Here is a 12,777-nt window from a genome sequence, read left to right as displayed (position 1 = left end):
CATTCAAGTCGTCATTTTAAGGCCAGAAGCCCCCGATGCCCGCATTGATTCGCATCTCCAGCGTTCTGTTGCTGTCCCTGGCCGCCGCCCAGGCCCTTGCGGCGGTTCCGGCGACCCCGGCCGAACCGGCGTCGCTGACCCCGGTGATGGCCGGCGAGTTCGCCCTGCAGGCCGGCAAGCTGGCCGACGCCGCGCGCTGGTACCTGGAGGCGGCCGAGGCGGGCCGCGACGACGCCGGCCTGGCCGAACGGGCGACCCGCATCGCCATGCTGGCCGACGACGACAAGCGCGCCACCCGTGCGCTGGCCCTGTGGGAAAAGCGCGCCCCGCGCTCGCTGGCCATGCGCAGCAGCGCCGCTGCGCTGGACCTGCGCAAGGGCGATGTGAAAGGCGCCCGCACCGAACTGGCCGCGCTGCTGCGTGATCCGGACCCGCGCGGCTGGAAGTTCGCGCTGGCCGCCCTGGTCGGCGGTGGCCGCGACCCGGCCGCCGCGGCCGATGTGCTGGGCCAGCTGGTCGACGACAACGCCATTCCGAACCAGCTGGAGCCGTGGCAGGAATTCGGCCGCCTGGCCATGCGCATGGACCGCCCCGAGCTGGCCCGGCGCATGGTCGACGAAGTGGTGCGCAGGTTCCCCGGCGAGCCGCGGGTGGCCTTGTTGAATGCCAGCCTGATGTTCCAGGCCGGCAAGGCCGACGAGGCGCTGGCGGCCCTGCGCGCGGTCGAGCCGCGCACCGTCGCCGACCCCGAGCTGCGCAACGCGGTGGCGATCGCCTACGACGCCATGGGCGATGCCAAGGCGGCCGAACGGGTGCTGTCGGTAGGCCCGCAGGACGTGCAGACCTGGGGCATGCGGGCCTCGCTGCTGGCCAAGCAGAAGGACGACACCGCGCTGCTGGCGCTGTACACCGACTTGTCGAAGCAGGCGACCAAGCCGGATCCGGCGCAGCGCCTGCTGCTCGGCAAGATCGCCGAATATCTGAAGCGCCATGCCGAAGCGGTGGACTGGTACCTGAGCGTGCCAGGTGGCGAAGAGCGCGCCGAAGCGCGCCTGCGCGCAGCCAGCGCCGAGTACGAACTGGGCCGCACCGACAAGGCGTTCGCCGGCGTGCATGCGCTCCAGTCCGACGCCAGCATCGACGACGAAGCGCGTCGCGACGCCTACCTGCTCGAGGCCGAGCTGCACCAGCGCGGCAACGACCTGCCGGGCGAACTGGACGCGCTGGCCCGTGGCCTGGCCGCCTACCCGGACGAGAATGCGCTGCTGTATGCCCGCGCGCTGGCCTGGGAGCGCCGCGACGACGTGCCGCGTGCCGAGGCCGACCTGCGCAAGATCCTGGTGACCGAGCCGGAAAACGTGGCCGCGCTCAACGCGCTGGGCTACACCCTGGCCGACCGCACCACGCGCTACCAGGAAGCGCTCGAGCTGATCGACCGCGCCCGCGTGGCCGAACCGGACAATGCCGCCATCGTCGACAGCTATGGCTGGGTGCTGTATCGCCTCGGCCGAAAGGAAGAAGCGCTGGTGCAGCTGCGCCGGGCCTGGACCCTGGCCAAGGACCCGGAAATCGCCGCGCATGTCGGTGAAGTGCTGTGGGTGCTCGGCCGCAAGGACGAGGCCCGCCGCTTCTTCGACGAGGCGCGCAGGCTGGATCCGGACAACCGTGCGCTGCAGCGCGTGATCGAGAAATACGGCGTATGAAGTGGATGTCGATGAAGGCCGCCTGCGCGGCGGCCATGGCCCTGTCGTTGTCGGCCTGCGTGTCGCTGGACGCGCGCAAGGCGCCGGCCGCACCGGAAGTGGTCAGCACCGTCAGTGCCGAAGCGGCGCAGGCCGAGGCGCTGCGGGTGGAGCAGGTGCGCGCCTGGCCGGCCTGGTCGTTCGAAGGCCGGGTTGCGGTCAGCAAGGGGCGCAATGGCGGCAGCGGCCGCATCGACTGGCGGCAGCAGGCGCGCCAGTACGTGGTGTCGCTCAGCGCGCCGGTGACCCGGCAGAGCTGGACCCTGACCGGTGACAGCGAACAGGGCAGCGGCCGGCTGGACGGCGTCGACGGCGGACCGCGCCAGGGCGCGGACGCGCAGCAGGTGCTGCTGGAGGCCACCGGCTGGGACATTCCGGTCAACCAGCTGCCGGACTGGGTACGCGGACTGGTCGCCGAAGGTGCGAGCGCCGCAGGACAGGTCGATCGCGACGCGGAAGGGCGTCCGCGCCGCTTCCAGCAGATGGGCTGGTACATCCAGTACCTGGACTGGTACCCGGCCGAAGGCGACCGCCCGGTGCTGCCGCGCCGGATCGAAGCGGTCAAGGGCGACGCCAAGGTGCGCCTGCTGGTGGACGGCTGGGTGCTCGACACCCCATGAGCGCTGCGGACCTGAACGGCAACGGGGCGTGGTGGCCGGCCCCGGCCAAGCTGAACCTGTTCCTGCATATCACCGGTCGCCGGGCCGACGGCTATCACGAGCTGCAGAGCGTGTTCCGCCTGCTGGACTGGGGCGACCGGGTCCGGCTCGGCGTGCGTGAAGATGGTCGGGTTCGCCGTGACGGTCCCTCGGTGGCCGGCGTGGCCGAGGCCGACGACCTCGCCGTGCGCGCGGCCATGCTGCTGAAAAAGCATGCTAACGTCGCCCATGGTGCTGATATCAGCATCGAAAAGCGCATTCCGGCCGGTGGCGGCTTCGGCGGTGGCTCGTCCGACGCTGCGACCGTGCTGGTGGGCCTGAACTACCTTTGGCGGACCGGTCTGGACGTCGACACCCTGGCCGCACTGGGCCTGCAGCTGGGCGCGGACGTGCCGGTGTTCGTGCGCGGCCACAACGCCTGGGCCGAGGGGGTGGGCGAGCGCCTGACCCCGCTGGCCCTGCCGCCGGCCTGGTATGTGATCGCCGATCCCGGCGTCCACGTGCCCACCGCCGCACTTTTCGGCTCGCCGGATTTGACGCGCGACGCCCCAGTGGCGAAAATAGCGGACTTCGCTTCCGGGTCTTTGCTCGGGAATGCGTTCGAGCCGGTACTGCGCCGTCGCGAACCTGCCGTAGAGGCAGTGCTCATCGCGTTGGACAGCATCGGCCGGGCACGACTCACCGGGTCGGGAAGCGGTTGTTTCGTCGAGTTCGACACGCGCGCTGCTGCAGAGCAGGGCCTGGCGGAGTTGCCGGAAGGACTGCGGGCATGGGTGGCTGCGGGCGTTGAGCGCTCGCCACTGCTTGATGTACTCGAGCGTTATTGATTTTGATGCAGGGGCGTCGCCAAGAGGCCCAAGGCACCAGGTTTTGATCCTGGCATTCGGAGGTTCGAATCCTCCCGCCCCTGCCACTTGCGGACGTCAACCGCGTTTTCCGGCGCAGGCCTGCGCGGACACGGTTGATCGGCCGCAGTGTTGTCGCCAGTTCTCCGCCAATCGCTCCCGCCCGAGACCGCCATGATGCAAGAACACCCGAACCTGCTGGTATTTTCCGGCAACGCCAACAAGCGCCTTGCGCAGAGCATCTGCAAGGAACTGGGGGTCCGGCCGGGCAAGGCATTGGTGTCGCGTTTCTCCGACGGGGAAGTGCAGGTCGAAATCGAAGAGAACGTCCGCAAGCAGGACGTCTTCGTGATCCAGCCGACCTGCGCGCCCAGCGCCGAGAACCTGATGGAACTGCTGGTCCTGATCGATGCGCTCAAGCGCGCCTCGGTCAACAGTGTCACCGCCGTGGTGCCGTATTTCGGCTACTCGCGCCAGGATCGCCGCATGCGCTCCTCGCGCGTGCCGATCACCGCCAAGGTCGCCGCCAAGATGTTCAGCGCCGTTGGCGCCGACCGCGTCCTGACGGTGGACCTGCATGCCGACCAGATCCAGGGGTTCTTCGACATGCCGGTGGACAACGTGTATGCCTCGCCGCTGCTGCTCGCCGATATCTGGCGCGCCTACGGCACTGAAAACCTGATCGTGGTGTCCCCGGACGTGGGTGGCGTGGTGCGTGCGCGCGCCGTCGCCAAGCGCCTGGACGACGCCGACCTGGCGATCATCGACAAGCGCCGTCCGCGCGCCAACGTCTCCACCGTGATGAACATCATCGGTGACGTCGAAGGCAAGACCTGCGTGATGGTCGATGACATCGTCGACACCGCCGGCACCCTGTGTGCGGCTGCTGCGGCGCTGAAGGCGCGCGGCGCCCTCAAGGTGGCGGCGTACTGCACCCACGCCGTGCTCTCGGGCCCGGCGGTGGACAACATCAACAACTCCCAGCTCGACGAGCTGGTGGTGACCGACACCATCCCGCTGCGTGAAGAGGCGCGGGTGTGCAGCAAGATCCGCCAGCTCAGCGTGGCGGAAATGCTGGCCGAGACGATGCGCCGCATCGCCTTCGGCGAGTCGGTCAGCTCGCTGTACGTGGACTGATTTTTTTCTGGAACGTCTGGTCGCGGACGTTCCTTTCACCGCCAAGCCACTCCGGCAAGGCAACAACTGGTAGAACGAAAATGTCGAAGACCCATGAAATCAAGGTCACCAAGCGTGAACTGCAGCGTAAGGGTGCGAGCCGCCGCCTGCGTCACGCCGGTGTGATCCCGGCCATCGTGTACGGCGGCAACGCCGAACCGGTCGCCATCAGCCTGGACCACAACGCTACCTGGCTTGCCCAGCAGAACGAGTGGTTCTACTCGTCGATCCTGAGCCTGAACCTGGACGGCCAGATCACCAAGGTCCTGCTGCGTGACATGCAGCGCCATCCGCACAAGCAGCTGATCATGCACCTGGATTTCCTGCGCGTGGATGAGAACCAGGCCCTGACCGCCAACGTGCCGCTGCACTTCATCAACGAAGACACCTCGCCGGCCGGCAAGGCTGCCGACGTCGTGGTCACCCACGAACTGAAGGAAGTGACCGTCAGCTGCCTGCCGAAGGACCTGCCGGAATCGATCGACGTCGACCTGGCCGACCTGAAGGCTGGCGACGTGGTCTATCTGTCGGACATCAAGCTGCCGAAGGGCGTTGAGATCCCGGCCCTGGCCCAGGGCAAGGACCATGACGATGCGATCGTCACGGCCAAGCACGGCAAGGTTGAAGCGGCCGACGAAGAAGCACCGGCTGCCGAGTAATACCCATCGGTGCCTGCCTTCGGGCAGGCACCGTGCTGGAAGGGACAATGGCAGGATTGCGACTTATCGTCGGTCTGGGCAACCCCGGATCGGAACACGCCCGGACCCGGCACAATGCCGGGTTTCATTTCGTTGAGGCCCTGGCTGAAAAAGCGGGCGCACGCTGGAGCGTGGACAGCAAGCTGTTCGGTGAGACCGCCAAGGTCGACATCGCCGGCCAGCCGGTGTGGCTGCTCAAGCCCGCCACTTTCATGAACCTCAGTGGCAAATCGGTCACCGCCGCACAGCGGTTCTGGAAGATCGAGCCGGAGGACACGCTGCTGGCGCATGACGAACTGGACCTGGCTCCGGGCGTGGCACGCCTGAAGTTCGACGGCGGCCACGGTGGCCAGAACGGCCTGCGCGACACCATGCGTCTGCTGGGTCACGGAAAATTCCATCGGTTGCGCATCGGCATCGGTCATCCCGGTCACAAGGACCGCGTGGTGGGCTGGGTGCTGGGACGCCCGTCCAAGGAGGACGAGATCCTGACGGCTCGTGCCATCGACGATGCGATCGACGTGCTGCCGCTGGCGGTGCAGGGCGATTACAACGAAGCGATGAAGCGGCTGCATACGCCGCGCTGACGCGAAACGGATTGGCCAAGCGGCGCGTGCGCCGTTTCACCAATCACTTTCACCCCAGAGGTTGTCAAAGATGGGTATCAAATGCGGCATCGTCGGCCTGCCCAACGTCGGCAAGTCGACCCTGTTCAACGCGCTGACCAAGGCGGGCATCGCGGCGGCCAACTTCCCGTTCTGCACCATTGAACCGAACGTGGGCATCGTGCCGGTGCCGGATCCGCGCCTGAACGAGCTGGCGGCGATCATCAATCCGCAGAAAGTCATTCCGACCGCGGTGGAGTTCGTCGACATCGCCGGCCTGGTCGCCGGTGCGGCCAGCGGTGAGGGCCTGGGCAACAAGTTCCTGGCGCACATCCGCGAGGTGGACGCGATCACGCACGTGGTGCGCTGCTTCGAGCATGGCGACATCATCCACGTGGCGGGCAAGGTGGATCCGATCTCGGACATCGAGACGATCGACATCGAGCTGGCCCTGGCCGACCTGGACAGCGTGGAAAAGGCGCTGAACCGCGCCGAGCGCGCGGCCAAGGGCGGCGACAAGGATGCGGCGGCGCGCAAACCGGTGCTGGCGAAGCTGCAGGCGGCGCTGGCCGACGGCAAGGCTGGCCGTTCGGTCGGGCTGGACGAGGAAGAGAAGGCGCTGGTGCGCGATCTGTTCCTGCTGACGCTGAAGCCGGTGATGTACATCTGCAACGTGCTGGAAGACGGCTTCGAGAACAACCCGCACCTGGAAGCGGTGCGTGCGCACGCAGCGGCGGAGGGCGCGATGGTGGTGCCGGTCTCCGCGGCGATCGAGGAAGAGCTGTCGCAGCTGGACGACGAAGACCGCGATACGTTCCTGGCCGATCTCGGCCTGAGCGAGCCGGGCCTGAACCGCGTGATCAACGCGGCGTACAAGCTGCTGGGCCTGCAGACCTACTTCACCGCGGGCGTCAAGGAAGTCCGCGCGTGGACCGTGCGCAAGGGCGCCACCGCGCCGCAGGCGGCCGCAGTGATCCACACTGACTTCGAGAAGGGCTTCATCCGCGCGGAAACCATCGCGTATGACGACTTCATCAAGTACAAGGGCGAAGCCGGTGCCAAGGAAGCAGGTCGCCTGCGCCTGGAAGGCAAGGAATACCGCGTCCAGGAAGGCGACGTCCTGCACTTCCGCTTCAACGTCTGATCCGCACCCGCGCAGATCGACCCGAACGCCCCGCCTTGAGCGGGGCGTTTGCGTTCTGGCCTGGACAATAATTCACCACGCTTCGAAACCATTGCGGCGCAGTCTTCAACGGAGTTGTCCACAGCAAACTCCCATGGCTTTCCACGAACGGTGTGGAAAACCCGGACAACTACTGGATAAAAAATCACCACCGTTCGAGAACGTTGCGGCGCGTGGCTTACGTGACTTGTCCACAGCAAACCCCCATCGCTTTCCACGCGTGGTGTGGAGAAGTAGAGCCGGGCTCTGCCCGGCTGCTGTTGGATTCAGGCGAACAGCCTTGGGGTGCGGGGTTTCCCTGGTCAGGGCCGTCGGGTGCGGGTTTGTGGGGGACGCCGTAAATACATCCATGTAGGCTCATCGCCGCTTGCACGTGTGCGCTGTCCTGCGCACACGGCAAGACCGGGGTTGGGCTCCTGCCCAACCCGTCGGGCGCATGCGCCCGACCCATGCGGCTCGTGCCCCCTCAAACCCACCCCCGCCGACCCTCCGATAGTGGGCCGCGGGCCAAGGGAAAAGCCGATGTGTCGACCGATGGTCGACACGAAAGCGCGGGCTGCTGGTCCACGGTGGACACGCATGGCGTGGCGCTACGAGGGGGGCACGCTCCGGTAGGCTTGGTTCCCAAACAACCGCCGTGAAATCACCCGCGCCCGGTAACGCATGGAAATGATCGGCCCCTGCATTTCCCATGGCCACCGGCCCACTGTCAAAGGGTCGACCGGGGTCGGTTTGCGGGGGAATCGGCGCCATGGATGGCGTCCGCTTAGCCCCCATGGATGGGTTTACGGCGACCCCGCAAACCGGCACCGGGCGGCCCAAACCAGGGAACCCGCGCACCCCACGGCTGTTCGCCAAAACCCAACAGCAGCCGGGCAGAGCCCGGCGACACCGTACAACGTGCAACCCAAAAAAAAGGCCGCCGACAAATATGTCAGCGGCCCTTCAAAACAACCCCGCTTACAGCGGAGTACCACCAAACTTATGCGTGTACTGCAGGTTGATCGTACGCCCCACCGTATCGAACCACGACACGTCGTAGTACGGGTACGGCGTGTAGGTCGCATCCTTCGGTGGCATCTTGTTGAACAGGTTCACCACCGACAACGACAGGCGCGAATGGTCGTCGAAGCGGTACTGCAGCGACAGGTTGTAGCGGTAGGTCGCCTTCATCCACGGGCTGTCGCCGCTCTCCCAGTCGAAACTCTGGTCGTAGCTGTCGTAGGTCGGCAGCCTGCCCAGGCGCGAACCGTACAGCGTTGCCGACCAGGCCGCGTTTTCCCAGGTCAGGCTCGCGCTGGTTTTCGTGCGCGGAATGTCGAACCCGCTGTTCACCGCGAACTGGTCTTCCACCACATCGCCTGCGAACTGCTGGAAATCGTGGCGCTGCACCCACGTATGGTTGCCGCTAAGGATGAAATCGCCGATCCCCGTGCCCAGTCGGTAGCGCACGCCCACGTCGATCCCGCGCGTCGTCTCCCGCGCGATGTTGATCGGGCTCACATGCACCCCGTACAGCCGACCGTCGTCGGTCCGCGTAACCCGGTTCACCGCGTCCACGCAGGTCGGCGATGCCGCGTCCGCATCGCCCAGGCGGCAGGCCGCCTCGTCGCGCAGGATCGTGCTCACGTCCATGTCCTGCACCTGGTCGCGCATGTCGATGTCGAACCAGTCCACCGACAGGTCCAGCCCGATCGCCGGCGACCACACCAGCCCCGCACTCCACGACGTGCTCGTCTCCGGATCCAGCTGGCGGTTGCCCTCACGCGTCCGGATCAGGTTCTCCTCGTAGTCCGAACAATCGTCCGCACCGTCCACCGCGCACGCGTAGTAGTCGTTCGCTCTCGTCTCATCGTTGCCCGGGCCCGCGTACACATAGTGCAGGTCTGGTGCACGGAACGCCGTGCCGTACGAACCGCGCACCAGCAGCGTATCGATCGGACGCCACTCGATGCCGCCGCTCCACGTCGCCTTGCCGATCGTATTGCCCGAATAGCGGTACTGGTCGAAGCGGCCCGCCACGCTCACGTTCAGCGTCTCGTGCAGCGGCAGGCGCAGCTCCGCCGCCGTCGCCCAGCGGTTGCGGCTGCCGTGGCCGTCCGAATCCTTCCAGCTGTAGTAGTAGTACTGCGTCGCCAACGGATCCGGATTTAGCGCGTACGACTGGTTGCCGAACTCCGCCGTCGCCGCGAACCCCGCCTTGCCACCCGGCAGCTCGAACAGCTCGCCGTTGGTCAGCGTCAACGCCGCCGTGTCCGTACGCGACTTCGGCGTATAGGTCGTGCGCGCCGCGATCGAATCGTACTCGGCGCGGCTCAGCGGCCGGTACAGGCGTGCCGGGTCCGCGTTGTAGATCGGGAAGCCGTCGTCGTCCTCGCCCAGCTGCGGGCCCAGGAACAGATCGTTCGCCTTGGCCGCGATGATCTGCGGCCAGCGGATCGACGACTGGTACTGCGAATGGCTCAGCGACGCCTCGTAATCCCACGCCGCGCCCAGCGAGCCCTTGAATCCGGTGGTCACGCTGAAGGTCTTCTGCGTGCTGCGGATCATCCCCCGGTCCAGCCCGCCCATTTCTTCCGGCGAGAACTGACGCTGCCAGAACTCCACCTGGTCGGTCGCCTGGTTGAAGAAGTAGCCGTCCTCGTTGCCGTCGGCCGCCATCAGGCCCCACTGGGTCACGTCGCGCATCAGCGCGATGTCGTGGTAGCCCAGCTGCACGTCCGCGAACCACTCCGCACCGTTGTCGAAGCCGTAGCGCAGCGACGCATAGCCGTTGGCCCCGCGGCGCTTGCTCAGGATCGTGCCGTAACCGATCGAACGGTCGCTGCCGCAGTAGAACCCGTAGCGCGGCCGCTCCGCGTAGTACGTGCTGCCCTTGTTCTGCCCGGCCAGCGCATCGCAGGTGGCCTGGCCCGGGTCCAGGTAATCGTCGTTGTAGTCGGTGCGCAGGTAGGCGCGACGGGCCGCGCGCGCGCTCTCGGTGGGCGCGTCCAGGGTCGAGTCCTGCTGCGCCCGCTCATACGCCCACAGCGGCGTCTGCGACTGCAGTTCCAGGCTGTACACCGCGCTGAAGCGGCCGCTGTCGAAGCCGCTGGCGATGCTCATGTCGAACGACTCGCCGCCGCCTTCGCTGGTGGTCCCCATGCGCACATCGACCGTGGTGCCATCGACCTGCTTCTTCAGGATGAAGTTGACCACGCCGGCAATCGCGTCCGAACCGTAGATCGCCGACGCGCTGCCGGTCAGGACCTCGATCCGCTCGATCATCCCCAGCGGGATGTTGGACACGTCGGTGAAGTTGCTGCGGCCCTGGAACGGCATCGGGAAATCGGCGATGCGGCGCCCGTTGACCAGCACCAGGGTGTGGTTCGGGCCCAGCCCGCGCAGGTCGACCTGCTGCGCGCCGGGCGAGAAATCGGCACCGCTGGACGACTGCTGGCTCTGGGTCTCACCGCCGTTCTGGGTCATCGAACGCAGCACGTCCGGCACGCTGGTGAAGCCGTTGGCCTGGATCTGCTCGGCGGTGATCACCGTGACCGGCGCCGGTCCCTCGACCTGCGCGCGCGGAATACGCGACCCGGTGACCTGCACCGTGTCCAGCTGCTGCACCCCGGGAGCGGCCGGGGACTGGGCGGCCGCCGTTGCGGCCACACCCATCAACGCCAGCTGGATCGACCACGCCATCGCCTGTTTACGCATGAGAATTCCCAGAAAGAAAGTGGGCCTCAAGGGAGGTCCCTGACCCCCATTCACATTCGGTGGATGGGCGGCGCGCATTTAACGCCTTTTTTACGTAGGCCGCCAGTCGCCGGCCTTCAGGTAGCGCATGACGCGTAACCCATGACGAACAGGCGGTGCCTGCCGGCCAGGGGCTGGGCCATGATGGCCGCTCCGCCCCTTCATCCGGACTCTCCCCCATGCGCCTGCGTTCCACCCTGCTGTTTGCCCTGTGCCTGTCCCCGACAGTGGCCCTGGCCGCCGACCCCGTGCTGGTCATCCATGGCGGGGCAGGGGTGCAGCGCAAGGATCTCTCGCCGGCCGAGGAAAAGGCCGCCCGCGACGCCCTGCGCCAGGCCCTGCTGAAGGGCCACCAGGCGCTGGCCGCCGGCAAGCCGGCCCTGGACGCGGTGACCGCCGCGATCACCGTGCTGGAGGACGACCCTACCTTCAATGCCGGCAAGGGCGCGGTCTTCACCCACGACGGCCGCAACGAACTGGATGCCGCGCTGATGGACGGCGCCACCCTCAAGGCCGGTGCCGTGGCCGGGGTGCAGCGCGTGCGCAATCCGATCCTGCTCGCCGAAGCGGTCATGCAGCACTCCCCGCACGTGATGATGGTGGGGCAGGGCGCCGAAGCGTTCGCCGCCAGCCAGGGCATGACGCTGGTCGATCCCTCGTATTTCCGCACGGAAAAGCGCTGGCAGCAGCTGCAGCGTGCGCTGAAGGAAGAAGCCAGCGGCCAGGCGCATGCCGACCTGGAGACCGCAAAGCACTTCGGTACCGTCGGTGCGGTCGCGCTCGACGCAGAAGGCCGCCTTGCAGCCGGTACGTCCACCGGAGGCATGACCAACAAGCGCTACGGCCGGGTCGGCGATGCGCCGATCATCGGTGCCGGCACCTACGCCAACGCCACCTGCGCCGTGTCCGGCACCGGCTGGGGCGAGTACTACATCCGCACCGCGGCCGCGCACGACATCTGCGCACGCATGGAGTACCTCAAGCAGGGGCCGGAACAGGCGGGGCGTGACGTGATCAACACGCGTATCCCCGCGCTGGGCGGCGACGGCGGTGCGATCGTGCTCTCTGCCGATGGGCGCGCGGCCACCCCGTTCAATACGCAGGGCATGTATCGCGGCTGGATCGGCGTCGACGGCGTGCCGCACGTGGCCATCTTCGACGATGAAACGCTGCCGCTTCCCGGCCAATAGGCCGTATTTGCGGCGTTTGCGCGATTCGTGTGAAAAAATTCAAAAAGGTTGTTGACAGAACCCGCATTCACCCCCAAAATTCACGGCTCTTCCACCCCACACCGAAAACGCTTCGGCGCCAGGGACAGGGTGGTAAGGAGGGATACCCAAGCGGCCAACGGGGGCAGACTGTAAATCTGCTGGCTTACGCCTTCGGTGGTTCGAATCCACCTCCCTCCACCAGTTTCACGTAGTTTCAGTTGTGGCAAGAGCTTCCGTTGCGGGAGTAGTTCAATGGTAGAACCTCAGCCTTCCAAGCTGATGGTGCGGGTTCGATCCCCGTCTCCCGCTCCATTGAATGAGTTTGAATATATTCAAATTCGTGCCATAATTCAAAACTCGCTCACGTAGCTCAGTCGGTAGAGCACCTCCTTGGTAAGGAGGAGGTCGAAGGTTCGATTCCTTTCGTGAGCACCATCTAAGTGCCACCATTCAGACGATTTCGAGATAAGCAGCCATGGCCAAGGGTAAGTTCGAGCGCACCAAGCCGCACGTCAACGTCGGCACCATCGGTCACGTCGACCACGGCAAGACCACGCTGACCGCCGCACTGACCAAGATCGGTGCCGAGCGCTTCGGTGGCGAGTTCAAGGATTACTCCGCGATCGACGCCGCGCCGGAAGAAAAGGCTCGTGGCATCACGATCTCGACCGCACACGTCGAATACGAATCCCCGAACCGTCACTACGCCCACGTCGATTGCCCGGGCCATGCTGACTACGTCAAGAACATGATCACCGGTGCCGCCCAGATGGACGGCGCGATCCTGGTCTGTTCGGCTGCTGACGGCCCGATGCCGCAGACCCGCGAGCACATCCTGCTGTCGCGCCAGGTCGGCGTGCCGTACATCGTCGTGTTCCTGAACAAGGCCGACATGGTGGACGACGCCGAGCTGCTGGAAC

10 protein-coding genes and 4 tRNA genes are annotated in these 12,777 nt (G+C 66.4%); 13 read left to right on the top strand and 1 reads right to left on the bottom strand.

Going from position 1 to position 12,777, the window contains the following annotated elements:
- The first annotated feature begins 35 nt into the window (after positions 1-35).
- From HGB51_RS15985 to ychF, 8 genes are all read left to right on the top strand, one after another.
- Positions 36-1,703, top strand: a complete 1,668-nt coding sequence (locus HGB51_RS15985; RefSeq protein WP_070209434.1) for a tetratricopeptide repeat protein — start codon at positions 36-38, stop codon at positions 1,701-1,703.
- Positions 1,700-2,362, top strand: coding sequence for a lipoprotein insertase outer membrane protein LolB (lolB, locus tag HGB51_RS15980; RefSeq protein ID WP_070209435.1), 663 nt, complete (start codon positions 1,700-1,702; stop codon positions 2,360-2,362). The genes HGB51_RS15985 and lolB overlap by 4 nt, the downstream gene beginning before the upstream one ends.
- Positions 2,359-3,228 (top strand): 4-(cytidine 5'-diphospho)-2-C-methyl-D-erythritol kinase, encoded by an 870-nt coding sequence (ispE, locus tag HGB51_RS15975; protein ID WP_070209436.1) that lies wholly within the window; start codon positions 2,359-2,361, stop codon positions 3,226-3,228. Before lolB ends, ispE begins: the two co-directional genes overlap by 4 nt.
- Positions 3,229-3,237: 9 nt before the next feature.
- Positions 3,238-3,314: transfer RNA gene (locus HGB51_RS15970), tRNA-Gln, on the top strand.
- 109 nt (positions 3,315-3,423) lie between these two features.
- On the top strand, positions 3,424-4,383 hold the full coding sequence (locus HGB51_RS15965) for a ribose-phosphate diphosphokinase (RefSeq protein WP_026070235.1): 960 nt from the start codon (positions 3,424-3,426) through the stop codon (positions 4,381-4,383).
- 80 nt (positions 4,384-4,463) lie between these two features.
- Positions 4,464-5,081, top strand: coding sequence for a 50S ribosomal protein L25/general stress protein Ctc (locus tag HGB51_RS15960; RefSeq protein WP_070209437.1), 618 nt, complete (start codon positions 4,464-4,466; stop codon positions 5,079-5,081).
- Between the two features lie 47 nt (positions 5,082-5,128).
- The gene (gene pth, locus HGB51_RS15955) at positions 5,129-5,707 is read left to right on the top strand and encodes an aminoacyl-tRNA hydrolase (RefSeq protein ID WP_070209438.1); all 579 of its coding nucleotides are present in this window, start codon (positions 5,129-5,131) and stop codon (positions 5,705-5,707) included.
- A 70-nt stretch (positions 5,708-5,777) separates the two neighbouring features.
- The gene (gene ychF, locus HGB51_RS15950) at positions 5,778-6,869 is read left to right on the top strand and encodes a redox-regulated ATPase YchF (RefSeq protein WP_102946472.1); all 1,092 of its coding nucleotides are present in this window, start codon (positions 5,778-5,780) and stop codon (positions 6,867-6,869) included.
- 999 nt (positions 6,870-7,868) lie between these two features.
- Here the strand turns inward: ychF and HGB51_RS15945 are convergent.
- Complete coding sequence (locus tag HGB51_RS15945; protein ID WP_070209625.1) at positions 7,869-10,607, bottom strand: TonB-dependent receptor plug domain-containing protein; 2,739 nt, start codon at positions 10,605-10,607, stop codon at positions 7,869-7,871.
- 218 nt (positions 10,608-10,825) lie between these two features.
- On the opposite strand from HGB51_RS15945, the gene HGB51_RS15940 reads away from it, so the two are divergent.
- The 5 genes from HGB51_RS15940 to HGB51_RS15920 form a co-directional block, all read left to right on the top strand.
- Positions 10,826-11,836 carry an isoaspartyl peptidase/L-asparaginase family protein gene (locus HGB51_RS15940; protein WP_084739124.1) on the top strand — a complete coding sequence of 337 codons (1,011 nt, stop codon included), beginning with the start codon at positions 10,826-10,828 and terminating at the stop codon, positions 11,834-11,836.
- A 136-nt stretch (positions 11,837-11,972) separates the two neighbouring features.
- Positions 11,973-12,058, top strand: a tRNA-Tyr gene (locus HGB51_RS15935).
- Positions 12,059-12,095: 37 nt separating this feature from the next.
- A tRNA-Gly gene (locus HGB51_RS15930) sits at positions 12,096-12,169 on the top strand.
- 47 nt (positions 12,170-12,216) lie between these two features.
- Positions 12,217-12,292 (top strand) — tRNA-Thr (locus tag HGB51_RS15925).
- Between the two features lie 40 nt (positions 12,293-12,332).
- Positions 12,333-12,777, top strand: a 445-nt coding sequence (locus tag HGB51_RS15920; RefSeq protein WP_171966890.1) for a GTP-binding protein, incomplete at its 3' end; no start/stop codon positions are given.

The sequence above is a fragment of the Stenotrophomonas bentonitica genome (assembly GCF_013185915.1).
GTDB classification, from domain to species: domain Bacteria; phylum Pseudomonadota; class Gammaproteobacteria; order Xanthomonadales; family Xanthomonadaceae; genus Stenotrophomonas; species Stenotrophomonas bentonitica.
The sequence above is the reverse complement of the archived record's forward strand: the minus strand, read 5'-3'. Positions and strand labels throughout refer to the sequence as shown.

Coding starts and splice junctions, on each gene's coding strand:
- HGB51_RS15985 (WP_070209434.1), top strand. CDS start 36: ATGCCCGCATTGATTCGCATCTCCAGCGTTCTGTTGCTGTCCCTGGCC.
- lolB (WP_070209435.1), top strand. CDS start 1,700: ATGAAGTGGATGTCGATGAAGGCCGCCTGCGCGGCGGCCATGGCCCTG.
- ispE (WP_070209436.1), top strand. CDS start 2,359: ATGAGCGCTGCGGACCTGAACGGCAACGGGGCGTGGTGGCCGGCCCCG.
- HGB51_RS15965 (WP_026070235.1), top strand. CDS start 3,424: ATGCAAGAACACCCGAACCTGCTGGTATTTTCCGGCAACGCCAACAAG.
- HGB51_RS15960 (WP_070209437.1), top strand. CDS start 4,464: ATGTCGAAGACCCATGAAATCAAGGTCACCAAGCGTGAACTGCAGCGT.
- pth (WP_070209438.1), top strand. CDS start 5,129: ATGGCAGGATTGCGACTTATCGTCGGTCTGGGCAACCCCGGATCGGAA.
- ychF (WP_102946472.1), top strand. CDS start 5,778: ATGGGTATCAAATGCGGCATCGTCGGCCTGCCCAACGTCGGCAAGTCG.
- HGB51_RS15945 (WP_070209625.1), bottom strand. CDS start 10,607: ATGCGTAAACAGGCGATGGCGTGGTCGATCCAGCTGGCGTTGATGGGT.
- HGB51_RS15940 (WP_084739124.1), top strand. CDS start 10,826: ATGCGCCTGCGTTCCACCCTGCTGTTTGCCCTGTGCCTGTCCCCGACA.